We start from the raw sequence: 24,519 nt of genomic DNA, 5'->3' as shown, positions 1-24,519 counted from the left end.
CGTAGTTACGCTCCGGCGGTTCGGAACACGCGTGTGCCGACTGTCACGGCCAGTGCGGTGAAGGCGAGCGCGACCAGGACGCCGTACAGCATGTGCGCCGTCGCGTACGAGCCGACGTAGGCGTCCCGTACCGCGTCCACCAGATAGCGGAACGGCACGAAGTGGGAGAGGACGTCCAGCCACCTCGGCCCCAGTGTCATCGGCAGCATCAGGCCCGACAGCAGCATCATCGGCATCGTCATGGCGTTGATCGCCGGCCCGACCTCCTGCGGTGTGCGGACCTTCATGGCGAGCGCGTACGACAGGGAGGCCAGCGACACCGTCAGCAGCGCGACGAACGCGAAGCCGATCAGCACGCCGGGCACGGGAGCCCTGAGGCCCATCGCCAACGCCGCCAGCACCAGCAGCACCGCCTGGAAGACGAAGACGGTGGCGTCGCGCAGGACGCGGCCCAGCAGCAGCGCCAGGCGGCTGACGGGCGTCACGCGCATGCGCTCCACCACGCCCTGGCCCTGCTCGATGATGACCGAGAAGCCCGCGAACGACGCCCCGAACAAGCCGAGTTGCAGCAGCAGCCCGGGCACCAGCATCTGCCACGAGCTGCCGCGCCCGCCGAGCGGCAGGTCGGTCAGGAGCGGGCCGAAGAAGAGCAGGTACAGCAGCGGCATCAGCACGCCGAAGAGCAGGGCGAAGCGGGAGCGCAGGGACTGGCGGAGGTAACGGCCGTAGATGAGGGCCGTGTCCTGGAACAGCATCCGGGGATTCCTATACGGCTACGGGGGCGGCGTCGGCCGGCGTGGCGCTGCGGCCGGTGATGGCGAGGAACGTGTCCTGGAGGGAGGCGTCGATCGAGCCGCCGTACTGCAGCTTCAGCGCGCTCGGTGTGCCCTCCGCGACGACCACGCCCCGGTCGACGACGACCAGGCGGTCGGAGAGGGCGTCGGCCTCGTCGAGGTAGTGGGTGGTCAGGAAGACCGTGGTGCCGTGCTCGTCGCGCAGGCGGCGGATCAGGTCCCACAGGTCGGCCCGGCTGCCGGGGTCGAGGCCGGTCGTCGGCTCGTCGAGGAACAGGACCTTCGGGCGGTGCGTGAGCGCCATCGCGATGTCGAGGCGGCGTCGCTGGCCGCCGGAGAGGGCGCCGGCCTTGCGGTCGAGGAGGTCGGTCAGGCTCAGGTCGCGGGCCAGCTCCTCGGCCCGCCGGGTCGCCTGCGTCTTCGTCAGGCGGTACAGGCGGCCCTGAGTGACCAGCTCCTCCCGCACGGTGATCTGCGGGTCGACCCCGCCGGACTGGGCCACGTATCCGCACGCCCGGCGCACCCCGGCGGGGTCGGTCGCGAGATCGCAGCCCGCCACGGTGGCCGCGCCCCCGGTGGGCGCCAGCAAAGTCGTCAGCATCCGCAGGGTCGTCGTCTTGCCTGCCCCGTTCGGGCCCAGGAAGCCGAGGATCTCGCCCTCGCGGACGGCCAGGTCGATGCCGCGCACGGCTTCCACGATGCCCTTGCGGGCGGCTTGAGCGGAGGCTGAGACGCAGGGAGGCTGGGTGGGAACCCTTGGGGTACCGCTCAAATGTGCGGCACCGGGTCGCTCAGGGGAATGTGCAGTATCTGGTTGACCGGGATATATGCGGCAGCGGGGTGCGCGCCGCACCCCGCTGCCGCCCGCCTCGCCGGAGGCGCCCGCCGGCGTCGTCGAGCAGCTCTCCCGCTGGGTGCGCGGACGGGTTCACGGGGAGTCGGCCGCCCGGGCCGTACTGCGCGAGCTGCGTGCCGAGGCCGAGGCGGTCTCCCCGAGGCTCGGCCTCATGGAGGGCTACGACCGCTTCATGCGCGTCATCCACGAGGCGCCGCCCTTGCGCTCCCGACTCTGGAGCCTCCAGCAGGAGATCCACGACCACCTCGAAGCCACCCTCAGCGAGGAGGCCGGCGCGCCCGAAGGCGACCCGCTGCCGGGCCTGATCGCCGGTCAGATCTCCTGGTGTCACCAGACGGTTTTCGTCGCCGTCGGCCGCGAGATGCTCAAGGGGTGCAATCCGGACGAAGTATCACGTGAGGTGCTCGTGCTTCTCGACGACATCGAGGAGCTGTTGAGCGAAAAGGTGCTCAACTACGCCGTCCGACGCGCGGAATGACCCGTGCCGGTGTGATGTCCGTCAGATGAGACGTGACTCGCGTTACTAACCGGTCACACAGTCCCTCACGACCGCTAAGGTCCGCCGAAGAGGCAACCTAAACAGGGTGTAAGGCGTTTCAAAGGGGAGTCGCAACAGTGGCACGGAAGCTTGCCGTCATCGGCGCCGGCTTGATGGGTTCCGGGATCGCCCAGGTCTCCGCTCAGGCGGGCTGGGACGTCGTCCTCAGGGACGTCACCGACGAGGCTCTCAAGCGTGGCACCGACGGCATCAAGGCGTCGTACGACAAGTTTGTCAGCAAGGGCAAGCTGGAGGCGCACGACGCCGACGCGGCCCTCGCCCGGATCACCGCGACCACCGACCTGGACGCCGCCGCCGACGCGGACGTCGTCGTCGAGGCCGTCTTCGAGAAGCTCGAGGTCAAGCACGAGATCTTCCGCACGCTCGACAAGATCGTGCGCGAGGACACCGTGCTGGCCTCCAACACCTCCGCCATCCCGATCACCAAGATCGCGGCGGCCACCGAGCGTCCCGAGCGGGTCGTCGGTGTGCACTTCTTCTCGCCGGTCCCGATGATGCAGCTCGTCGAACTCGTCCGCGGTTACAAGACGAGTGACGAAACCCTCGCCGCCGCACGGGAGTTCGCCGAGTCCGTCGGCAAGACCTGCATCGTCGTCAACCGGGACGTCGCCGGCTTCGTGACCACCCGTCTCATCTCGGCCCTCGTCGTCGAGGCCACCAAGCTCTACGAGTCGGGCGTCGCCACCGCCGAGGACATCGACCTCGCCTGCAAGCTGGGCTTCGGTCACGCCATGGGCCCGCTCGCCACCGCGGACCTCACCGGCGTCGACATCCTGCTGCACGCGACCAGCAACATCTACACCGAGTCCCAGGACGAGAAGTTCGCCCCGCCGGAGCTGATGCGCCGGATGGTGGACGCGGGTGACATCGGCCGCAAGAGCGGGCAAGGCTTTTACAGCTACTGAGGTTTCGTAGACCACCGCACAGCCCCCGCGCCCATCACGCGATGGGGTGAATTCGGTATCGGTTCGCTTACAGACGGCAACCTCTGACGGCTCAACGCAGTCAGAGGTTGCATCACCCGTCACAGCGAAGACTCATAGCGAACACAGGCACAGCTACAGCAGCCACAGCCACAGACAACTCATCGCGGAGCACGAACGCACGCTTGGGGAGCGCATATGCACATCAGGGGCGACCACGCCGAACTGGTCGTCGGGGGCGTCCTCGACGTCCGCAGCGCGGCGGACGCCCGTACGGTCCTGCACTCGGCCGTCGACGACGGAGTCGGCGATCTGGTGCTCGACCTGTCCGAGCTGGACTCCTGGGACGCCACCGGACTCGGGGTGATCATGGGGGCCCATCGGCGGGCCGGCCGCTGCGGCCGGCGCCTGGTGCTGCGCGGCGTGCCGCCGCAGATGCAGCGCCTGCTGGTGGCCACCCGGCTGCACCGGATCCTGGCGATCGAGGGCGGCATCGGGGTGGAGTCCCTGCCCCGGGTGTGACCCCCGGCACGGGTGGGGCGGGACAGTCGGGCGTTCCGTCTGCGAAGCGTACGTCGGGCACAATCCTCACGAGACTGTGATGTCTCGGGCGGCGCGGTACCCCGACCTGTCGTAGATACTGTGCGAAGGTTTAGGGTTCGGCTGCCCGCCGACTAGACAAACCCCTTCGAGCGGGCCCGGACCAGAAGCGACAGCGCGGTGTGCAAAGGCCGGGAGGGGCCAGGACCCGCAGCACACGACGCTTTTGGGGGGCTTGAAGCTATGGACCCGAACAACCGGGGACCCGAGGAGTACGGACACGATGGCGACGGTCAGGCGTCGCGCCAGCGCCCGCCCAGGGATCCCCTCACACCCGACTTCGGACAGCACGCGCCCGGACTTGCCCGCACGGTGCAACTGGTCTCGGGCGACTTCCTGCTCACCGTCAACCCCGTCGACGGCAGCGAGATAGAGGTCTGCCCGCCCGCGGAGCGCCCCGGGCGGCCCGAGAAGCTGAGCCCGGCCGACCGCGCCGAGGCCGACCGCGCCGTCAGACCGCCCGTCCCACCCGGCCCGCCCCGTCCCGCACAGCCGCTGCTGTCCCGCCAGGACGAGCGCGAACAGCTGGTACGGCTGCTCGCCCGCGGCCGCTCCGTACGCCTCGTCGGCTCCCCGGGCGCCGGCCGCACCAGCCTCCTCGACCTCGTCGCCGAGGACTGCGCGGACCTCGCCCCCGACGGCGTGGTCCGCCTCACCGGCTTCCACCGCACGCCCACCGACCTGCTGCACGACCTCTTCTACGCCGTCTACAGCGCCCCCCTGCACCGCCCGGAACAGGACGAACTGCTCGCCTTCGTCCGTGAGATCGGCGCGGTCGTCGTCCTGGACGACCTCGAGTTCGGCGGCGCCGCCCTCGACGAGTTGCTGGACGCGACCCCCGAGTGCGCCTTCGTGCTCGGCGTCCCGCCCGACGCGCCCGCGCCGTCCGTCGAGTCCGGCATCGAGGACGTCGCCCTCGACGGTCTCGACCGGGCCGCGAGCGTGGAGCTCCTGGAGCGGGGCGTCGACCGGGTCCTCACCGAGGACGAGTTGAACTGGGCGGGCGACCTGTGGTTCGAGTCGGAGGGCCTGCCGCTGCGGTTCGTCCAGGCCGGGGCGCTGCTGCGGCAGCGGGACCGGCTGCGGGCCGGCGCGGACGCCGTCGACGAGTTCGGGGTCTTCGAGGACGCGCCGCCGCTGGTGGACGCGCCGGTCGACGCCCCCTTCGAGGCGCCGTTCGGCGACGAGGCCGGCCGCGAGGAAGTGCCGCTGCCGTCGCTCGGCGAGGCGGCCGGCCCGGCGCCGCTGCTCGCCTCACGGCTCAGCGCCTCGGCCCGCGCCACCCTGAAGTTCGCCGTCGCGCTCGGCGGCGAGGTGCCGCACCAGGCCCATCTGCCGGCGCTGGTCGGTGACACCCACGCCGACGCCGCACTGGGCGAGCTGGCCGAGTGCGGGCTGGTCACGCCGGTCGGCTCCCGCTACCGGCTCGCCGCCGGCGTCCAGGCCCAGCTGGAGGCCGTCGGATACGCCGAGGACGTCCAGGACAGCGCCCTCACCGCCGCCCGGCACTACGCCTGGTGGGCCGGGCACCCCTCGGTCACGCCGGAGCGCGTGTGCGCCGAGGCGGACGCCGTGCTCGCCACCCTGGGCGTGCTGGTGCCGGCTACGACACCGCCCGCCGAGGGCGACGAGAGCCCGGCCGTGCAGCTGGCCCGTACGGCCGCGCCCGCGTTCGCCGCGGGCCTGTACTGGAGCGCCTGGGAGCGGGCGCTGCGGGCCGGCGCCGAGGCCGCTCGCCTCGCCGGTGACGTCTCCGAACAGGCCTACTTCCACCACGAATTGGGCATCCTCGCGCTCTGCGGCGGCCGGCTGGACCGGGCCCGGGCCGAGCTGGAGACCTCCATCGGCCTGCGCGGCGCCCTCGCCGACAAGCGCGGCACGGTCGCGGGCCGCCGCGCCCTCGCGCTGGTCTCGGACCGCTCCGGTACGACGCCGGGGGTGGCCGGGTTCGGGGCCACGGCGGGGGAGGAGGTGTCGGGCGCGCGGTACGAGGAGTCGCAGTCGCCGCCGGGAGGAGTACCGGCCGCCGCCTTCCCGCCCGCCGGGGACGCCACGACGCTGGTCACCCACCGGGCGTCGTCGCCCTCCTCGCCGTCGTCCCAGGGGACCTCGCACAAGGGCCGCGGCGGCGTCCGGAACTTCGCCCGGCGCAACCTCGTCGCGGCCGGCTCGGGCGCGCTGCTCGTGGCCGTGCTCGGCACGGTGGTGACGCTCGGCGCGACCTCCGACAACGACCCCGGCACCCCGTCCACCCAGGTCGGCGTCAACCCGTCCGCCAGCCAGGGCCTCGGCGACGACAGCATCGGCGCCGACAAGGCGGAGGGCGACGACGGCAAGGGCTCCGGCGACACGGGCACGGCGACGAGCCGGCCCACGGACCCGGGCCCCGACGGCACGTACGGCACGTCCGACGACCCGACTCCGACGGGGACGGACGGGCCGTCGGACGACCCGACCGGTACGCAGGGCTCGGGCGGAGGTTCGAGCTCGCCGACGAAGCCGCCGTCGTCGACGACCAAGCCACCGTCCACGACCAAGCCGCCGACGGACGATCCGACGGACGACCCCACCGACGATCCGACGGACGACCCGACGACGACACCGACGGACGACCCGACGACGACACCGACGGACGACCCGACGACGCCGCCGACGGAATCCCCGTCGACCTCCACGTCGGCCAGCGGCCCGGCCCCGTCCGGCCCGACGGAGACCACCAGCTCCGCGAGCGCCCCGCAGAGCACCGACGCGGGTACGCCGAGCACCGGCTCGGACGCCGTGATCTGACCATCGATCAAGACAGAAGGGCCGGGTCCACCCTGCGGACCCGGCCCTCGTCGTCGTACAACCGCCCAGAACGGGCGCGTCAGAACAGCCGCAGCTTGTCGTCCTCGATCCCGCGCATCGCGTCGTAGTCCAGGACCTGGCAGCCGATGCCGCGGTCCGTGGCGAGGACGCGGGCCTGCGGCTTGATCTCCTGTGCCGCGAAGACGCCCCGGACGGGCGCCAGATGGGGGTCCCGGTTCAGCAGCTCCAGATAGCGCGTGAGCTGCTCCACGCCGTCGATCTCGCCGCGCCGCTTGATCTCGACGGCGACCGTCTGGCCCTCGGCGTCCCGGCACAGGATGTCGACCGGCCCGATGGCCGTCATGTACTCGCGGCGGATGAGCGTGTAGCCCTCGCCGAGCGTTTCGATGCGGTCGGCGAGCAGTTCCTGGAGGTGCGCTTCCACGCCGTCCTTGATCAGGCCGGGGTCCACGCCGAGTTCGTGCGAGGAGTCGTGGAGGATTTCCTCCATCGTGATGATGAGCTTCTCGCCCGCTTTGTTGGTGACCGTCCAGACGTCCTGCTGCTCGCCGTCCCCCTCCTTCAGGGTGCAGGGCGGCGACATCCAGTTCAGAGGCTTGTAGGCCCGGTCGTCCGCGTGGATCGAGACGCTGCCGTCCGCCTTGACCAGGATCAGACGGGGCGCCGAGGGCAGGTGGGCGGTGAGCCGGCCCGCGTAGTCGACGGAGCATCGGGCAATGACGAGACGCATGGTCGGCAACGCTACTCGACGGGCCGGTGTCGACGCGATTCGCCCTGGGGGAGTCCGTATGACCCCGGACTGCCCCTGTTCATTTCTGGCCGATTGTGTGCCTAACGAGGACTGCGCATGTACCCATTCTCCTGGTGCCGTCACCGTCTGTTGCCTACGGTATTAAACGGGAGGTCGCGAGGCGTGTACGCAGAGTGTCCGATATCGCGAACTCCCTTATCTGTCCGGCAACCCCTGGTGTTCTGGGGGTGCGAGAGGAGAACCCATGTCGCTCGACGTCTCACCGGCCCTACTCGAACAGGCCGAGCGAGGCGAGGTCGACGAAGCCGAATTCGTCGACTGCGTCCGGACCTCCCTGCCTTACGCATGGGAGATGATCAGCTCCCTGGTGGCTCAGCTGAAGGTCGACGGCGGTCAGTTCGCCGACAACCAGACGCCCCCGCCGGACGAGCAGGCACGTGGCCAGCTGCTGCGTGCGCTTGCGAGTGACGCGATACGCGGCGCGCTGCAGCGGCACTTCGGGGTGCGACTGGCCTTCCAGAACTGCCACCGGGTGGCGGTGTTCCCGCTTGACGCCTCGGTCGACGAGACGCTCGCGCGCTTCACCTCGGTCCGCAGTCAGCTGCTGAACCAGTCCCCGGAATTCAGGGACTGCTGACGCGCTGAACCGCTTGCTTGCCGCTCCGTACGCGGGAGGTGCAATCAGTACTGGGGCGGCAAGCCCTTCTGGCGGACCGGGAGTTCGGACGTGTGGGAGCCGTGCATCCTCGGCGAGGCGGTTCAGCCGAGGTGCGGCAGTACTTCGGCGCCCAGTCGCCGTACGTTCTCCTCGGTCGCCGCCAGATCGCCCGAGCCCTCCACGAGCAGGGCGAAGCGGGAGATGCCGGTCCGTTCGCTGGTCGCCGCCAGGCGGTCGGCGCACAGACGCGGGGTGCCCACCGGGTGCAGCCCGCAGAGCAGTTCGGTGTAGGCGAGCGGGTCGCGCATCACGCGATGGCGGCCGTCCACCGTCACGTGGGCCTCCAGGCCCTGCCGGAGCCAGCCCGGCATCGCCTTCGTCAGGGTCTCGACCGCATCCGTGCGCCGGTCCGCGATCTGGCAGACGCCGGCCGAGACATGGGCCGCGCCGAGGATCTCCTCCGCGGGCCGCCCGGCCGCGCGGGCGAGCTCCCGCCACAGGGCGACCATCTCGGCCTTCTCCTCGTCGCCCACATGCATCCCCAGCAGCATCGGCAGCCCGCGCTCGGCCGCGAGGCGCACGCTGGCCGGCGAGGTGCACGCGACGACGACCTCGGGTCCCTCGACATCCGTGAGGCACTCCGACGGCCTTGGTACGACGGGGACTTCACGGAAACCGAAACGGTCCCCGGCGGCCGCGACCGACGGTTCGCGCAGCCAGCGCATGAGCAGATCGAGTGATTCCGGGAACCCCTCCTCGTACGCCTCGAGGCCCTGGCCGAACACCTCCAGGTCGACCCACGGCCCGCCGCGCCCGACCCCCAGCGAGAACCGCCCGCCGGAGGTGATGTGCAGCAGCGCGGCCTGTTCGCCGAGGGCCACCGGGTGCGCGGTGGGCAGCACGCTGACCGCCGTGCCGACCCGCAGGCGCTCGGTGCGGCCGAGCAGTAACGCGGCCAGCGTGATCGCGGACGGACAGGTGCCGTACGGCACGAAGTGGTGCTCGGCCAGCCAGACCGTGTCGAGCCCCGCTTCCTCGGCGACCTCGGCGGAGCGGACCGCGCGGTGCAGCGCCTCCCCGTCGCCCTGTCCCGGGAACCGGGCCGCCAACACGAAACTTCCTACGTGCATTGCCTTTTCCTGCTTCCTTGGCTCCGACGCGGAGCTCCCCCGCCCGGCATAACCGTCTGACACGTGCCGAGGACACGGCTTGGCGAAGAGATTTGCGGATTGTCTGCAGAATGGAGCGCCGGAGCGAGGGACTTGTGGGGGTTGGTGCCGTACGACTACCCCTGTCCGTGCCGCGTAGGCTGGACATGACCCGTGCATCCTGTATAGCCCCGAGAGGTGTTCCGTGTCCCCGCGTCGCAACCGACCCAACGGCCCCAAGGGAGCTGTCTCGTCCGGACGCAGTGCCGAGGACGACCGCCCCGGCCGTTACGGCGGCTGGCAGTCGGCCGAGAACTGGCAGGGCGAGGACTGGAACGTACGGCATGTGGCGGGCGCGAGCGCGCAGGGCAAGGCGTACCGCTGCCCCGGCTGCGACCAGCTGATCCCGGACGGCGTCCCGCACGTCGTCGCCTGGCCGGACCGCGTGGGCGTCGACGACCGCCGCCACTGGCACAAGGCGTGCTGGAACGCGAAGGACCGCCGCACCACGCGGGTGCAGCGGTCCCGTAACGCGCCGAAGTTCTAGAGGGTCCGGCCGGACCGGCTCACACGTCCCGCCGCTCCAGCAGGGCGTAGGCGCCGGCGAACGCGGCGGCCGTCACGACGAGCATGATCCACAGCGGGTCCCAGCCGGACGGGCCGGAATCGCTGAGGGACTGCTCGTAGAAGACGCTGAGCTGGTTCGGGATCGAGTACTCGAACAGGGCCCGCTGCAGGTCCTCCAGCGACTGCGAGAACATGAACAGCGCGATGACCAGTGGTGCCAGCAGCACGCCGGTCATGATCGTGATCGCGCCCGCCGAGTGCCGGATCATCGACCCGACGACGAGCGAGAGCAGGCCGAGCAGCGCGATGTAGAGCGAGATGCCGACCGTGCCCTTCAGCCACTCCTCGCCGCTGGGCTCGCGCGCGTCCAGCATGGCCACGTCCGCGAGGGCGACGAGGCCGGCCGACACCAGCGTCACCACGAACGCGACCGCGAAGAACACGATCGACTTCGCCGCCAGGACCCGGCTGCGGGACGGGCAGGCGGTCATCGTGGTCCGGATCATGCCGGTGCCGTACTCCGAGGCGGTGGTCAGCACGCCGAGCGTGATGATGCACATGCTGCCGAGCAGCAGCCCGAAGAAGCCGAACGAGAGCGGGTTCTCCTGGCTCAGACTGCCGTCCGAGGAGTTGCCGGCGACCAGCGCGGCGGCCGCCAGGCCGATGCCGACGACGAGCACCACGAACACGCCGAGCGTCCACATCGTGGAGCGCACCGACCGGATCTTCGTCCACTCCGAGGCGAGCGCGTGCCCGAGGTGCGTGCGCACGACGGGGATCGGCGAGGTGTAGGTGGGGTTCGACGAGCCGGGCGCCGCCTGCCAGTTCGGTGCGGCGGTCTGCGGCATCGGGGGCTGGGGCGTGCTCATCGGGCGTCCTCGGGCTTGGTCGGGGCGGCGGGGGCAGAGGGGGCGGCGGGCGGCTTTGCCAGGGCCTGCGGGGGTGCGGCAGGGGGCTGAGCCGGGGCCTGGGGAGGCGTGGCAGGGGGCTGGGTCGGGGCCTGGGGCGCCTGGGGCGCCTGCTGGGCGTACGGGTTGGGCGCACCCGCTCCCGGCGCCGCAGCGGGCGCGCCAGGGGCGCCGTACGGTCCCTGCCCGCCCTGCTCGGGCGGCGGCGGGGCGTACCAGCCGGGCTGGCCCTGACCCGGGACCGGCATCGGCGGCTGCGCGCCCGGCGGCAGCTGCTGCATCAGCCCTGCCTTCTGGTCGGCCGTCGAGCGGTAGTCCACCGCGCCCTGCGTCATCCGCATGTACGCCTCCTCCAGCGAGGCCTGGTGCGGTGACAGCTCCCACAGCCGTACGTCGGAGTCGTGCGCGATGTCGCTGATGCGGGGGAGCGGCAGCCCGGTCACCCGGAGCGCGCCGTCCTGCTCGGGCAGCACATGCCCGCCCGCCTCGGTGAGCGCGCCGGCCAGCTTCTCGCGCAGCTGCGGCTCGGTGTCGGGCGTCCGGATCCGGGCGAACCCGGCGGAGTTCGCCGAGATGAAGTCCTTCACGCTCATGTCGGCGAGCAGCTGTCCGCGCCCGATGACGATCAGGTGGTCGGCGGTCAGCGCCATCTCGCTCATGAGGTGCGAGGAGACGAAGACGGTCCGGCCCTCGGCCGCCAGCGACTTCATCAGGTTGCGCACCCAGAGGATGCCCTCGGGGTCGAGGCCGTTGACCGGCTCGTCGAACAGCAGCACCTGCGGGTCGCCCAGCAGCGCGGCGGCGATGCCGAGCCGCTGGCCCATGCCGAGCGAGAAGCCCTTCGAGCGCCGCCTGGCCACGTCCTGGAGACCGACCACGCCCAGCACCTCGTCGACCCGCCGGGCCGGGATGCCGGACAGCTGGGCCAGGGACAGCAGGTGGTTGCGGGCGGCCCGGCCGCCGTGCACGGCCTTGGCGTCCAGCAGGGCGCCGACCTGGCGGGGGGCGTTGGGCAGCTTGCGGTACGGGAAGCCGCCGATGCTCACGTGGCCGGCGGTCGGGTTGTCCAGGCCGAGGATCATGCGCATCGTCGTCGACTTGCCCGAGCCGTTGGGGCCCAGGAAGCCGGTGACGGCACCGGGCCGCACCTGGAAGGACAAGTTGTACACAGCGGTCTTGTCGCCGTAGCGCTTGGTCAGGCCGACAGCCTCGATCATGCTCCGCACCCATCGAAAGGTTCAGGACAGCGGGGCACACGCCCCCCGTAAGGGTTAGGAGGATACCGAGGCGCTGACGGTTCCACCCAAGGGCCGGTAAAACCTTGCGCCGGCGCCTCCCCCGCCCGGGGCGTCCCCCTACGCGTCCCGTTTCCTGAGCGTGGCGTAACCGCCCGCGAGCGCCGCGATCACCCAGAGCACCATGATGCCCAGCCCGCCCCAGGGGCCGTACGGGGTGTCGTCGTCGACCGGGGTGACCACCTGCATGATCTTGCTGCCGGCCTGGTCGGGCAGATAGCGGCCGATCTTCTCGGTGGCCGGGACGTTGCCCAGGATGTTCGAGATCAGGAAGAAGAACGGCATCAGGATGCCCAGCGACAGCATCGGCGAGCGCAGCATCGCGGCGACGCCCATCGAGAACATCGCGATGAGGGTCATGTAGAGCCCGCCGCCGATCACCGCCCGCAGCACGCCGGGGTCACCGATGGCCGCCTTGTGCTCGCCGAGCATCGCCTGCCCGAGGAAGAAGGTGACGAAGCTGGTGGCCATGCCGACGACGAGCGCGAGGCCGGTGGCCACCGCGATCTTGCTGAACAGGAAGGTGCCCCGCCGCGGTACGGCGGCCAGTGAGGTGCGGATCATGCCGGTGCTGTACTCGTTCGAGACGACGAGCACCCCGAACACGATCATCGCGAGCTGGCCGAGGGTCATCCCGGCGAAGCTGATGAAGGTCGGGTCGAAGGAGAGCCTGTCCCGCTCGCTCATGTTGTCGAACTCGTTCGCCGACAGGCCCGAGATCAGCATGCCGAGAGCGATCGTGACCACCACGGCGAGGGAGAGCGTCCACACGGTGGAGGCCACGGACCGGATCTTGGTCCACTCGGAGCGGATCACCTGCGTGGCTGCCATGGTCAGCTCCTCCTCCAGCCTTCGCCCCACGGGCGCTGCTCGGCAGGCGGCGCCTGCGGAGCCTCGGAGTGCGCGTGGTACTCCACCGACTCCGCGGTCAGCTGCATGAACGCCTCCTCCAGCGAGGCCTGTTGCGCGCTCAGCTCATGCAGTACGACCCCGTGCCGCGCCGCCAGCTCCCCGATCTGCTCCGCCTTGCCACCGTCGACCTCGAGCGTGCCGTTGCCCGTCTCCACGGCCGTGATCCCGGCCGTGTGCAGCACGTCCAGCAGCAGCTCCCGCTGCGGGGTGCGGATCCGGACGTACGACTTCGAGTTCCGCGCGATGAAGTCCGCCATGGACGTGTCGGCGAGCAGCCGGCCCTGTCCGATGACGACGAGGTGGTCGGCGGTCAGCGCCATCTCGCTCATGAGGTGCGAGGAGACGAAGACCGTACGGCCCTGCGCGGCGAGGGATTTCATCAGGTTGCGGATCCAGTGGATGCCCTCGGGGTCGAGCCCGTTGACCGGCTCGTCGAACATCAGGATCCGCGGATCGCCCAGCAGCGCGCCCGCGATGCCGAGCCGCTGCCCCATGCCCATCGAGAAGCCCTTGGTCTTCTTGCGCGCGACCGCCGTGAGTCCCACCGTCTCCAGCACCTCCCGCACCCGCCGCTTCGGGATGCCGTTGCTCTGCGCGAGGCACAGCAGGTGGTTGAAGGCGCTGCGCCCGCCGTGCCAGGCCTTCGCCTCCAGCAGGGCGCCGATGTACGTCAGGGGGTCCTTGAGCTCGTCGTAGTGCTTGCCGTCTATACGGACATCGCCGGCCGTGGGGTGGTCGAGGCCGAGGACCATCCGCATCGTGGTGGACTTCCCGGCGCCGTTGGGGCCGAGGAAGCCGGTGACGATGCCGGGTCTGACGGTGAAGGTGAGGTTGTTGACCGCCACCTTCTCGCCGTACCGCTTGGTCAGCCCCTCGAGCTCGATCATGCCGCCCACGCTAAAACGCCACAAAGCCCCCTGCCACCGGAGTGGCAGAGGGCTTCGCAGATGTTCAGACGACGTACGCCGAACGGTTACCGGGTCTGCTGCGCCGGGACACCGCGGGAGATCGGCTCGTCCTCGGCCGGGGTGCCGGCGGCGGCCACCGCGGCGCCCGTGAGGGTCGCCAGCATCTCGCGGACGTTCGTCAGCTGAGCGTTGATGCTGTCGCGGCGGTTGGTGAGCGCCGCGAGCTCGCGCTCGGATTCCGAACGGATCCGGTCGGCCTTGGCGTTGGCGTCGGCCACGATGTCCTCGGCCTGACGCTGAGCCGTCTCCACCGTCTGGCGGGCGCGGCGCTCGGCGTCGGTGCGCAGCTTCTCGGCCTCCAGGCGGAGCTGCTCCGCGCGGTGCTCGATCTCCGCGAGGCGCTTCTCGGCCTTGGCCTGACGGGACGCCAGGTCGCGCTCGGACTGCTCGCGGCGCTTGGCGAGGTTCGTCTCGAAGTCGGCGGCGGCCTGCGCGGCCTTGGCGCGGGTCTCCTCGAAGAGGGCGTCGGCCTCCTCACGCTTGGACTGCGCGTCCTTCTGCGCCTCGGAGCGCAGCTGGGACGCGTCACTCTTGGCCTTCTCGACGATTCGGACGCCTTCGTCCTCGGCCTTGGCCTTGCGCTCCGCAGCGAACGATTCTGCGTCGTTGCGGACCTGCTGGGCCGCCGACTCGGCGAGCTCGCGGTGCTGCTCGGCGGCGCGGCGGGCCTCCTCGCGCAGATCCTTGGCCTCTTCCTCGGCGAGGCGGAGGATCTTCTCGACACGCGCGCCGAGACCGGCGTACGACGGCTCTGCGTCGGTTACCTGGGCCTGGGCGTTCTGCGTCTCGAGGTGGAGCTCCTCGATGCGCTTTTCCAGAGCGGTGATGCGGGCGAGAGCGCTGTCACGGTCGGAGACGAGCTTGGAGATTCGTTCGTCCACCTGAGCGCGGTCGTACCCACGCCGCACAAGCTCGAAGCCGTAGGGGGAAGTGTCGCTCATGGGGTTCCTGTCGAATGAGACCGGTGAGGTGATAAGTGGAATCCTAGGGGCCGAAGCGGTGTGTCATCGAGCGGATACGTGTTTGATCTGGAGAATGAGACCCCTTTTGGGTGGCTAACCGTCGGACGGCTTGCCAAAAACTTGGTCAAAGGCCCCAGGAGACACCGGAACCCGGTCGCTGCGCTAGCTCTCTGACGACTTGCCACCCGATCGGGGGGCACCCACCGTCGCACCGGCCTTGACCCCGCCGTCCTTGCCCGCGGACGGTGCCTCGAAGGACTCCAACGCCTCCAGGACGTCCTGGACGCGCGAGATTTCGGCGTTGATGTCCTCGCGGCGCCGGACGAGCACCTCCAGCTCGCGCTTGCCCTCCTCGACCGTGCGCTTGGCCTCGCGGATCGCCTCGGCCTTGAGCTCCTCGGCCTCCTTGATCAGCGTGGACCGCTTCTGCTCGGCCTCCTTCAGGAGCCCCTCGGCCTTCTTCACGGCGGCGATACGGACCTTGCCCGCCTCGGAGTTGGCCTCCGAGACGATCTCCTTGGCCTTCGCCTGCGCCTTGGCCAGCTGCTCCTCGGCGGCCTTGATGAGCGCGTCGCAGCGGTCACCGGTGGACTTCATCGTCTCGGCGGCCTCGCGGCGGGCCCGCTCGTGCAGCGCCTCGATCTCGCTCGTGATGCGGTCGCGCAGCTCCTCCGCGCGCTCCCTGATCGCGGTGGCGTCCCGGCGGGCGCCGACGAGCAGCTCGTCCGCGTCCGTACGGGCCTTCTCCACCATGGAGTTGCCCTCGACCGTCGCCTCGGAGACGAGCCGGTCGGCCTCCTTGCGGGCGGCGCCGACCATGGTGTCGGCCTGTCCCTCGGCGTCCGCGGTCGTCTTGTGCGCCTGCTGCTGCGCCTCGGTGAGCAGCTTGTCCGCCTCGGCCGTGGTCTCCGAGATGAGCTTGTCGACCTGCTCCGCCGCCTCGGAACGCCGCTTGTTGGCGGCCTTGCGGGCCTCGTCGAGGGTGCGCTCGGCCTCCTCGCGCGCGGACGTCACCAGCCGCTCGGCCTCCGCCGCCGCCTCGGCCTTGACCCGCTCGGAGTCGCTGCGGACCCGCTCGGCGTGCTGCTGCGCGGACCCGACCGTCTCCGCGGCCTCGGCGCGCAGCCGCTCCGCCTCCGACGTGGCGTCCCCGACCAGCTTCTCGGCCTTGGCGAGCGCGTCGGTGCGCACCCGGTCGGCCTCCGCGATCGTCTCCGACTGGAGCCGCTCCGCCTCGTTGCGAGCCTCGGTGATGAGGGTGTCGGCCTGCGTCGCCGCGTCCGACCGGATCCGGTTGGCGTCCTCGCGGGCGTCGGCCCGGGTGCGCGACGCGGCCTGGTCGGCCTCGGCGATGGTGTTCGACGCGTCCGTGCGGACCCGCTGGGCGTGCTCGGCAGCCTCCGACCGCAGCCGCTCCGCCTCGGCGATCGCCTCCCCGACGGTGCGCTCGGCGAGGGACTTGGCGGCCTCGGACTCCTCGTGCGCCTCGCGCCGGACGCGGCCCGCGTCCTCGCTGGCCCGCTCCCGCTCGGCGTAGGCGTCGGAGCGGACCCGGTCCGCCTCCTCCTGCGCCTCCCGGCGGGTACGGTCCGCCGCGTGCTCGGCGGCACTGCGCAGCCCGGTGATCTCCTCCTGGGCCTGCTCGTGCAGCCCGGACACGGAGTCGCGGACCTGCTGGGCGTGCTGCTCGGCCGCCGACACCATCTCGGTGGCGCGCCGGTCGGCCTCCTCGACCAGCCGCACCGCCTCGGCCTGCGCCTCCTCCACCCGCTTGCGGGCGGAGGCCAGCAGCTCCTCGCTCTGCTCGCGGGCCCGCTCACGCTCCTGGTCGGCTTCCTGGCGGGCGGAACCGAGGGTCTCCTCGGCCTCGCGGCGGCGCCGGGCGGCCTCCTCCTGGGCGGCGGCCAGCGTCTCGGACGCCTCGGTGGCGAGCCGCTCGGCGGCGGCCTGCGCCTCCGCACGGACCCGGTCGGCGGTGTCCTGCGCCTCCGACTTCAGCCGCTCGGCCTCGGCCGCCGCCTCCGACCTGAGGCGTACGGCGATGGCCTCGCCCTCGGCACGCGACGCGGACGCGTCCGACGCGGCCTCGTTGCGCAGCCGGTCGGCCTCGTCCTCGGCCTGCTGCTGCAGCGTGCGGATCCGCTCGGCGGACTCGGCGCGCAGCCGGTCGGTCTCCTCGGCGGCCTCGCGCCGGATGCGTGCGGCCTCCTCGCGGGCGTCGGTGAGTGCCTGCTCGGCTGCGGCGAGCCGCTGCTCGGCGTCGGCGTGAAGCCGCGTCAGCTCCTCGGCGGCCTCCGCCCGGCGGGCCTCGACGCCGCGCTCGGTCTCCTCGCGCAGCTCACGGGCGGCGCGCTCGGCGTCGGCCTTGATGCCCTCGGCCTGCTCGACGACCTCGTCGCGGTGCCGCTCGGCCTCCTGACGGGTGCGCTGGAGGGTCTCCTCGGCCTGGCGGCGCAGCGTCGTCGCCCGCTCGATGGCCTCGGTGCGGACCTTCTCGCTGTCGGTCGTGGCCTTCTGGCGCAGCTCGTCCGCGTCCTGCTTGGCCTTGGACAGCAGTTCCTCGGCGGTCTTGGCCGCCTCCTCGATCTGCTGGACGGCCTCCTTGCGGGCCTCCGCGCGGATCTTCTCGCCCTCGGCGACCGCCTCGGAGCGCAGCTGCTCGGCCTCGCCGCGCAGCCGGCGGGCCTCCTCCTGCAGCTCGACCGTCTTGGCGCGGTACTCCTTGGTGTCGTCCTTCGCCGCGCCCTTGAGCTGCTCGGCGATGTCGTGCGCCTCGGCGCGCAGCCGGTCCGCCTCGGCCTCGGCCTCCGTGCGGATCCGCTCGGCCTCCTCGGCCGCCGCCTTGGTGGTGTTCCGGGCGTCCTCCTGCGCCTTGTTGAGGACGTCCTCGGCCGTCTTGGCCGCCTTGGACAGCTGGGTCGCGCTCTCCTCGGCGGTGATCGTGCGGGCCTTCTCGGCGGCCTCGGCGAGGAGCTTCTCGGCCTCGGCGCGGGCGTCGGCGACGATCTGCTCGGCGTCCGCCTTGGTGGACTCGGCCTCCTTGGTGGCCTCGCTGACCAGACGGGCGACCTGCTCCTTCGCCGTACGCGTGCGCTGCTCGTTGGCCGACTCGGCGCTCGACAGGGCCTTCTCGGCGGCCGTCTTGGCCTCGGCGACCAGCTTCTCGGCCTCGGACTGCGCCTTGCGCAGCGCCTCCTCGGCCTCCGCCATGCGCTGCTCGGCGGCCCGGCTGAGCTCGGTGGCCTGCCGGCGGGCGGCGTCCGACTCGGTCGCGGTGGAGCTGCGCAGCTGCTCGGCGTGGTCGGTGGCCTCCTGGGCCTGCGTGGAGGCGGCGTTCAGCAGCCGCTCGGCGTCCGTGCGGGCGCGGCGCAGGATCTGCTCGGCCTCCGCGCGGGCCTCCTCGGCCGCGCTGGTGAGCCGCTGGCGGGCCTCGCCCGTGAGCCGCTCGGCCTCGGCGCGCGCGGCCGCCATGGCCTGGTCGGCCTCGGCACGCGACTCGTCGAGGAGGCGGCGGGCCTGCTGCTCGGTGCGGGCGCGCAGCTGCTCCGCCCACGCCACGTTCTCGTTGACGTGCGACTCGACGGTCTGCCGCCGCTCGGCCAGCTCCTGGTCCAGCTGCTGGCGGCGCGTGACCGCCTCCTGGTGCAGCTCGGCCTGGAGCCGGGCGGCCTGCTCGGCGTGCTCCTGGAGGATCCGCTGGGTCTGCGCGCGGGCCTGGCTCAGCTCCCGCTCCGCCTCCTGGCGCAGCTGGTCGGCCTGGACCTGGGCGTTGCGCAGCAACTGCTCGGCCTGATAGCCGATGTCGCCGCCGGCGAAGTCGGGCCGGGACATGATGGTGCGCCGCGCCTCGTGCAACTTGGCGCGCAGCACCTCGACCTGGTAGCCGAGGTCCTCGGCGTGCTGGATCGCCTTTTCCCGCTCGGTCTTCAGCCGATCCATCTCGGCCTCGAACCGAGAGAGGTGGTCGACGTCAGCCGCCGGCTCTCGCTCCTGGCGTTCGTAGCCCCGCACTGCGCGGTCCCATCCGTCCCCTGGTCGCAAGTCTCTCCATACGAGCACCGTCCATCCGCCGAACGGGGCCCCCGGGGAATGGTGTCAGATCAACGGCGAAGCACGGGCTGTTGCCCCACCCTCGTCCCCCGAAACCCGGACCCCGGACGGTCCCCCCGTCGGACGGAGGGGCCGGGTCGCCCTGGACTGAGCGGCGACCGCCCCCAACCCTACCGGCCCATATGTACGAGGGTCAGTGCTCAGGTGACTCAACAGGCGCCGAAGTGACCAGTTCTGTCAGTACGCCATGGCAATCCTTCGGGTGCAGGAAAGTGATTCGTGACCCCATGGAGCCGCGCCGGGGCTCTTCGTACAGAACGCGTACGCCCTTGTCCTTGATGTCGGCGGCGTCACCGTCCACATCCGCGGTGCCGAAAGCGATGTGGTGGACGCCCTCGCCGTTCTTGTCGAGCCACTTCGCGACGGTGGAGTCCGGGCGGGTGGGCTCGAGAAGCTGCAGGTAGGAGGCACCGCCGTCGGAGGTGTCGTTGATCTTGAGCATGGCCTCGCGGACGCCCTGCTCCTCGTTGACCTCGGAGTGGAACACCTCGAAGCCGTACGTGGCCCGGTAGAACTCGACGGTCTTGTCGAGATCGAAACAGGCGATTCCGATGTGGTCGATTCGCGTCAGCATGGAACTCAGTGCAGCGCCCCCGAGGTGGTTACGCAACGTGCGCGCGATCACACCGACGGCCCGGTGACGGCACGGAGTGCCACTCAGTACATTCGAAGTAAACCCTCGTTCACTCCTCGGCAGTGCAGCCGGAAGGGGATCGCACCTCATGTCTGGAACGAACAGCAGTACCTCGGTGATCGTCGCGGGGGCCCGTACGCCCATGGGACGCTTGCTGGGCTCGCTGAAGTCCTTCTCGGGAGCCGACCTCGGCGGCTTCGCGATCAAGGCCGCCCTCGACCGTGCGGGGATCGGCGGCGACCAGGTGCAGTACGTCATCATGGGTCAGGTCCTCCAGGCCGGCGCGGGCCAGATCCCGGCCCGCCAGGCGGCCGTGAAGGCCGGCATCCCGATGAACGTCCCGGCGCTCACCATCAACAAGGTGTGTCTGTCCGGCCTGGACGCGATCGCCCTCGCGGACCAGCTGATCCGCGCCGGCGAGTTCGACGTGATCGTCGCGGGCGGCCAGGAGTCCATGACCAACGCCCCGCACCTGCTGCCGAAGTCCCGAGAGGGCTTCAAGTACGGCGCGATCGAGATGATCGACGCGATGGCGTACGACGGTCTGACCGACTCCTTCGAGGGCATCGCCATGGGCGAGTCGACGGAGAAGCACAACACCCGCCTCGGCATCCAGCGCCCCGAGCAGGACGAGATCGCCGCCCTGTCCCACCAGCGCGCCGCGGCCGCCCAGAAGAACGGCATCTTCGAGGCCGAGATCACCCCGGTCGAGATCCCGCAGCGCAAGGGCGATCCGGTCCTCTTCAGCAAGGACGAGGGCATCCGCGCGGAGACCACCGCCGAGTCGCTGGGCAAGCTGCGCCCGGCGTTCTCCAGGGACGGCACGATCACGGCGGGTTCGGCGTCCCAGATCTCGGACGGCGCCGCCGCGGTCGTCGTCATGAGCAAGGCCAAGGCGCAGGAGCTCGGCCTGGACTGGATCGCCGAGATCGGCGCCCACGGCAACGTGGCGGGCCCGGACAACAGCCTCCAGTCCCAGCCCTCCAACGCCATCGTGCACGCCCTGAAGAAGGAGGGCCTGGAGGTCTCCGACCTCGACCTGATCGAGATCAACGAGGCCTTCGCCGCCGTCGCGGTGCAGTCAATGAAGGACCTCGGAGTGTCATCGGAAAAGGTGAACGTCAACGGCGGAGCCATCGCCCTGGGTCACCCGATCGGTATGTCGGGTGCGCGGCTCGTCCTGCACCTGGCCCTGGAGCTGAAGCGGCGGGGCGGCGGCGTGGGCGCGGCCGCGCTGTGCGGTGGCGGTGGCCAGGGTGACGCGCTGATCGTGCGGGTACCCAAGGCCTGAGTTCTCCTTGTAGGACCTCTTTCGTGAACGGAGCTGTGATGCAGGACGTCTCCACCCTGGTGGCCCAGGCCAGGGAAGGCCGGCCGCGGGCCGTGGCCCGGCTGATCTCCCTGGTGGAGGGGGCGTCCCCGCAGCTGCGGGAGGTCATGGCGGCGCTGGCCCCGCTGACGGGCAACGCGTACGTGGTGGGTTTGACGGGCTCACCGGGTGTCGGCAAGTCCACCTCGACCTCGGCGCTGGTGACGGCGTATCGCAAGCAGGGCAAACGGGTCGGCGTCCTGGCCGTCGACCCGTCCTCGCCCTTCTCGGGCGGCGCCCTGCTCGGCGACCGGGTGCGGATGTCCGACCACGCCTCCGACCCCGGTGTCTACATCCGCTCGATGGCGACGCGCGGTCACCTGGGCGGTCTGGCCTGGGCGGCCCCCCAGGCGATCCGCGTCCTGGACGCGGCGGGCTGCGACGTGATCCTGGTCGAGACGGTCGGCGTCGGCCAGTCGGAGGTCGAGATCGCCTCGCAGGCGGACACGTCGGTGGTGTTGCTGGCCCCCGGCATGGGCGACGGCATCCAGGCGGCCAAGGCGGGCATCCTGGAGATCGGCGACGTCTACGTCGTCAACAAGGCCGACCGCGACGGCGCCGACGCCACCGCCCGCGAGCTCAACCACATGCTCGGCCTCGGCGAGTCCCGCGGCCCCGGCGACTGGCGCCCACCGATCGTCAAGACGGTGGCCGCGCGCGCCGAGGGCGTCGACGAGGTTCTGGAGGCCCTGGAGAAGCACCGCGCCTGGATGGAGGAGCACGGCGTCCTCACGGAACGCCGCCGCGCCCGCGCCGCCCGCGAGGTGGAGACCATCGCCGTCACCGCCCTGCGCGAACGCATCGCCGACCTGCACGGCGACCGCCGGCTCGGGGCGCTGGCGGAGAAGATCACCGCCGGGGAGCTTGATCCCTACCGGGCGGCGGACGAACTGGTGGCGGGGCTCACGCGGGGCTGACGGCCACTTCATCGGCCTGCTTCGAGGGGCGGCTCGCGGGGGGTGGCGGGGACCTTTCCTGAGGCCTGCCCCGGACGCCGGCTTGCGGGTGCGGTGGGGTTCTTTCGTGGGCCGGGCCTGGCTTCGGGGGCGGTGGGGGTCAGTTCGCGTGGCCCGCTGTGAGCGCGTGGTTCGAATGGTCGGCGGCCCTTCACGCGAGTGGCCCGCGTGGGCTTCTCGCCGTCGGCGCGGCGGGGTCTCTCCGTGCGGTCGGCGGTGAGGGTGTTGCTCGTGGGTGCTGGTGGCCCTTTCCGCGCGGGTGACCCCGAGCGGCCCTCTCGCTCGGGTGCGCGCGGTGGCCCTTTCGCGTGAGTGTTCCGGCGTGGGCGTCTCGCCGTCGGCTCGGTGGGGCCTGTCCGTGCGGCGGCTGCGAGCTTCACGTGGTCGGCACCCGGGGCTTCGGCGTGGGCAACTCCCGGCCCCCGCTGCTAGGTTGAACCGCATGTACCTCCTCTTGGCATAGGGCTCGCCCTGCCCGCGCACGGTGGACGGCCCGTCGGCCGTGACCGTCGCGGCGATTCGGCGTCCCCTTTCCCGCCTCGAGTCGAGGAACTCCCGTGTCTTCCACGCCTGTCGTGCGGCCTTCGTATGCCGCCGTTCTCCGGATCCCGTACGCCCGCCGCACCTTCGCCGCCGCCCTGCTCGGCAGGCTGTCGTACGGCATCGTCCCGCTGTCCGTGATGCTCGCCGTGACCCGGGCCTCCGGGTCGTACGCAGTGGCGGGCGTCGTGATGGCGCTGTTCTCCGGGACCAGCGTCTTCCTGTCGCCCGCGCGGGCGGCCCTGATCGACCGGCACGGCCCGCGCCGCGCGCTCGTGCCGATGGCCGCGGCCTATACCGCGCTGCTCGGACTGTTGACGGTGACCGTCTGGCACCCGGGCGCCGCCTCGCCGCTCGTGCTGGGTACCGTGACCGCCGCCGCGGGGGCCTGCACCCCGCCGCTGGGGCCGACCATGCGGGCCCTGTGGGGCAGGCTCGCCGCTGACCGGGCGCTGGTGCAGCGCGCCTACAGTCTGGACGCCGTCGCCGAGGAACTGCTGTTCGTCTCGGGGCCGTTGCTGGTCGGCGTGGTCGTCGGGTTCGCTCCGCCGGCGCTCGGGATCGTCGTCGGGGCGGTGCTGATCGCGGCCGGGACGGCGGGGTTCGTGGCCTCGCCCCCGGTGCGGGACCTGGCCCCCGGCCACGCGAAGGCGAGGGCGCGAGGCAAGAGCCGGCGTCGGGTGCTGCGCGGGATCGGGCGGCCCGTGATCGCCGCGGCGGGCGTCGGGCTCGCGCTGGGCGCCGTCGAACTGCTGGTCGTGGCGTTCGTCGAGGGGCGCGGCCACGGCAGTGACAGCGTGGCGTGGGTGCTGGCCGCCATGTCGGCCGGAAGCGCCGTCGGCGGACTCGCCAACGGGGCCTTCGCATGGCGCATTTCGGCAGGGCTACGGCTGCCGCTGCTGGCCGCAGGCCTGGGGACGGCGCTGCTCGGCGCGGGACTGGCCCCGGGCCTCGGCACACTCGCGTCGGCCATGGCGGTCGCCGGGCTCTTCGTGGCCCCGGCCATCACCACCGCGTATCTCATCGCCGACGAGGCCGCCGCACCCGAGGCCAGGGTCCAGGCCGGGGCCTGGGTGAACACGGCCGTCAACGCCGGGGGTACGGCGGGCACCGCGGCCGCCGGGCTGCTGGTGGGACGGCTGTCGACGGGGTGGTGCTTCGCGGTGACCGGTGCGGTGACGCTGCTCGCGGCCGTGGCAGTGGCGAGGGGCGCCACCCGTGACAGGGGCGCCCCTGAGGAAGACACAGTGGGGGAGGTGGGGGACGGGGGTGCCGTGCGGGCGGCCTGATGTCCGACGTCGCCCGCGGTCATCGTGACCGTTCAGCTCGGCGTCGGCGTCGGCGTCGGCGTCGGCGTCGGCGTCCGGACGGTGCCCTTCGTGGCGTTGGCCCGGGCGGCCTCGCCGCGTTTGGGGCGCCTCCCGTGAATGACCGGGGGCGCCCCTGAGGCAGCGCGGGATTCCGTGCGCGCGGCCCGGTGTCAGTCGTCGTCGCCGTCGCGGTCGTCCTGACCGTTCTGGTCGTCGTCGTGGTCCTGGGTGACCTTGCCCGTCTTGAGGTCGACCTTCCACTCGCCCTTCGTGGTCTCCACGCTCCAGGCCGCCGGACCGTCGTCGTCCAGGTCGACGTCGGTGACCGTGCCCTTCGTCGCAGCCGCCTGCGCGGCCTCGCGGGCGTCCACGCTCGCGCCCTTCAGCGCGGCGAGGTCCTCGCGGCCGTCGTTGTCGTCATCGTCGTCGCGCTGGGCGCCGAGGACCTTGCCGTTGTCCGCGGAGACCCGGACGTCGTAGTCGGTGCCGTCGCCCTTCACGACGTTCACCTCCCAGACGTTCGAGCGGTCGTCGTCCAGGTCGGCGGCGACGGCCGTACCCGGCGTGTGCTTCAGCGCGGCCGCGATCGCGTCGGCGGCGGTGATCTTGGCGGTGCCGGCCTGCGAGCGGACCTCGGTGAGGTCGTCGTCCCGGTCGTCGGCGGTGCCGTCCGCCTTGTCCTCCGCGGCGTCCTCCGCGCTGTCGTCCCGGTCGTCGGCGACCCGTACGTTCGACCGCTGCTGCGTGGGCGCGCTGTCGTCACCGGACGCGTAGGCCGCGACGGTGCCGCCTCCGATCAGTGCCGCGGCGGCGACGGTGGCGATGACGATGTTGCGCTTCATGGGGTTCCCTCCCGGTTGATCACGTTTCACGTCGTTTCGACGGGAACCA

Annotated in this window: 21 protein-coding genes; 9 read left to right on the top strand and 12 right to left on the bottom strand. The window is 71.6% G+C overall.

Going from position 1 to position 24,519, the window contains the following annotated elements:
• Positions 1–5 precede the first annotated feature (5 nt).
• Both QQM39_RS12890 and QQM39_RS12885 read right to left on the bottom strand, forming a co-directional pair.
• A complete protein-coding gene (locus QQM39_RS12890; RefSeq protein ID WP_301996846.1) occupies positions 6–755 on the bottom strand; it encodes an ABC transporter permease in 750 nt (249 codons plus the stop codon).
• 10 nt (positions 756–765) lie between these two features.
• Positions 766–1,494, bottom strand: coding sequence for an ABC transporter ATP-binding protein (locus QQM39_RS12885; protein WP_302003568.1), 729 nt, complete (start codon positions 1,492–1,494; stop codon positions 766–768).
• Positions 1,495–1,621: 127 nt separating this feature from the next.
• On the opposite strand from QQM39_RS12885, the gene QQM39_RS12880 reads away from it, so the two are divergent.
• The 4 genes from QQM39_RS12880 (at position 1,622) to QQM39_RS12865 (ending at position 6,519) form a co-directional block, all read left to right on the top strand.
• Positions 1,622–2,128 (top strand): hypothetical protein, encoded by a 507-nt coding sequence (locus tag QQM39_RS12880; protein WP_301996845.1) that lies wholly within the window; start codon positions 1,622–1,624, stop codon positions 2,126–2,128.
• Between the two features lie 137 nt (positions 2,129–2,265).
• Positions 2,266–3,114: a 3-hydroxyacyl-CoA dehydrogenase family protein gene (locus QQM39_RS12875; RefSeq protein WP_301996844.1), complete on the top strand. Its 849-nt coding sequence runs from the start codon at positions 2,266–2,268 to the stop codon at positions 3,112–3,114.
• Between the two features lie 216 nt (positions 3,115–3,330).
• A complete protein-coding gene (locus QQM39_RS12870) occupies positions 3,331–3,654 on the top strand; it encodes an STAS domain-containing protein (protein WP_030046661.1) in 324 nt (107 codons plus the stop codon).
• 261 nt (positions 3,655–3,915) lie between these two features.
• Positions 3,916–6,519, top strand: a complete 2,604-nt coding sequence (locus QQM39_RS12865; protein WP_301996842.1) for an ATP-binding protein — start codon at positions 3,916–3,918, stop codon at positions 6,517–6,519.
• Positions 6,520–6,598: 79 nt separating this feature from the next.
• Here QQM39_RS12865 and nucS read toward each other — a convergent pair whose 3' ends face one another.
• Entirely contained in the window at positions 6,599–7,270 is a 672-nt protein-coding gene (gene nucS / locus QQM39_RS12860) for an endonuclease NucS (protein ID WP_301996840.1), read from the bottom strand.
• A 265-nt stretch (positions 7,271–7,535) separates the two neighbouring features.
• Between nucS and QQM39_RS12855 the strand changes: the two genes are divergently transcribed.
• Positions 7,536–7,928: an SCO5389 family protein gene (locus tag QQM39_RS12855; RefSeq protein WP_062709786.1), complete on the top strand. Its 393-nt coding sequence runs from the start codon at positions 7,536–7,538 to the stop codon at positions 7,926–7,928.
• Positions 7,929–8,050: 122 nt separating this feature from the next.
• Here QQM39_RS12855 and QQM39_RS12850 read toward each other — a convergent pair whose 3' ends face one another.
• The gene (locus tag QQM39_RS12850; RefSeq protein ID WP_301996839.1) at positions 8,051–9,079 is read right to left on the bottom strand and encodes an LLM class flavin-dependent oxidoreductase; all 1,029 of its coding nucleotides are present in this window, start codon (positions 9,077–9,079) and stop codon (positions 8,051–8,053) included.
• Between the two features lie 223 nt (positions 9,080–9,302).
• Here QQM39_RS12850 and QQM39_RS12845 point away from each other — a divergent pair, with 223 nt between their 5' ends.
• On the top strand, positions 9,303–9,644 hold the full coding sequence (locus QQM39_RS12845) for an ATP/GTP-binding protein (RefSeq protein WP_301996838.1): 342 nt from the start codon (positions 9,303–9,305) through the stop codon (positions 9,642–9,644).
• Between the two features lie 19 nt (positions 9,645–9,663).
• Here the strand turns inward: QQM39_RS12845 and QQM39_RS12840 are convergent, their stop codons facing one another.
• The 7 genes from QQM39_RS12840 to mce form a co-directional block, all read right to left on the bottom strand.
• The gene (locus tag QQM39_RS12840; protein WP_301996837.1) at positions 9,664–10,533 is read right to left on the bottom strand and encodes an ABC transporter permease; all 870 of its coding nucleotides are present in this window, start codon (positions 10,531–10,533) and stop codon (positions 9,664–9,666) included.
• A complete protein-coding gene (locus QQM39_RS12835; RefSeq protein ID WP_301996836.1) occupies positions 10,530–11,789 on the bottom strand; it encodes an ABC transporter ATP-binding protein in 1,260 nt (419 codons plus the stop codon). Before QQM39_RS12835 ends, QQM39_RS12840 begins: the two co-directional genes overlap by 4 nt.
• 138 nt (positions 11,790–11,927) lie before the next feature.
• Positions 11,928–12,698: an ABC transporter permease gene (locus tag QQM39_RS12830; protein ID WP_301996835.1), complete on the bottom strand. Its 771-nt coding sequence runs from the start codon at positions 12,696–12,698 to the stop codon at positions 11,928–11,930.
• A gap of 2 nt (positions 12,699–12,700) precedes the next feature.
• Complete coding sequence (locus tag QQM39_RS12825; protein ID WP_301996834.1) at positions 12,701–13,666, bottom strand: ABC transporter ATP-binding protein; 966 nt, start codon at positions 13,664–13,666, stop codon at positions 12,701–12,703.
• 86 nt (positions 13,667–13,752) lie between these two features.
• Complete coding sequence (locus QQM39_RS12820) at positions 13,753–14,688, bottom strand: hypothetical protein (RefSeq protein WP_062709803.1); 936 nt, start codon at positions 14,686–14,688, stop codon at positions 13,753–13,755.
• A gap of 183 nt (positions 14,689–14,871) precedes the next feature.
• Positions 14,872–18,720 carry a polarized growth protein Scy gene (scy, locus tag QQM39_RS12815; RefSeq protein WP_301996833.1) on the bottom strand — a complete coding sequence of 1,283 codons (3,849 nt, stop codon included), beginning with the start codon at positions 18,718–18,720 and terminating at the stop codon, positions 14,872–14,874.
• A 232-nt stretch (positions 18,721–18,952) separates the two neighbouring features.
• A complete protein-coding gene (gene mce / locus QQM39_RS12810; RefSeq protein WP_048582912.1) occupies positions 18,953–19,393 on the bottom strand; it encodes a methylmalonyl-CoA epimerase in 441 nt (146 codons plus the stop codon).
• Positions 19,394–19,541: 148 nt separating this feature from the next.
• On the opposite strand from mce, the gene QQM39_RS12805 reads away from it, so the two are divergent.
• The 3 genes from QQM39_RS12805 to QQM39_RS12795 all read left to right on the top strand — a co-directional run bounded on the left by QQM39_RS12805 (position 19,542) and on the right by QQM39_RS12795 (position 23,607).
• Positions 19,542–20,744: an acetyl-CoA C-acetyltransferase gene (locus QQM39_RS12805; RefSeq protein WP_301996832.1), complete on the top strand. Its 1,203-nt coding sequence runs from the start codon at positions 19,542–19,544 to the stop codon at positions 20,742–20,744.
• A 38-nt stretch (positions 20,745–20,782) separates the two neighbouring features.
• The gene (gene meaB / locus QQM39_RS12800; protein WP_302003567.1) at positions 20,783–21,739 is read left to right on the top strand and encodes a methylmalonyl Co-A mutase-associated GTPase MeaB; all 957 of its coding nucleotides are present in this window, start codon (positions 20,783–20,785) and stop codon (positions 21,737–21,739) included.
• Between the two features lie 596 nt (positions 21,740–22,335).
• Positions 22,336–23,607 (top strand): MFS transporter, encoded by a 1,272-nt coding sequence (locus QQM39_RS12795; RefSeq protein WP_301996831.1) that lies wholly within the window; start codon positions 22,336–22,338, stop codon positions 23,605–23,607.
• 191 nt (positions 23,608–23,798) lie between these two features.
• On the opposite strand, the gene QQM39_RS12790 is transcribed toward QQM39_RS12795, so the two are convergent.
• Positions 23,799–24,470, bottom strand: coding sequence for a PepSY domain-containing protein (locus QQM39_RS12790; protein WP_301996830.1), 672 nt, complete (start codon positions 24,468–24,470; stop codon positions 23,799–23,801).
• Between the last annotated feature and the right edge of the window lie 49 nt (positions 24,471–24,519).

Source organism: Streptomyces sp. DT2A-34 (assembly GCF_030499515.1).
GTDB lineage: Bacteria > Actinomycetota > Actinomycetes > Streptomycetales > Streptomycetaceae > Streptomyces.
The sequence above is the reverse complement of the archived record's forward strand: the minus strand, read 5'-3'. Positions and strand labels throughout refer to the sequence as shown.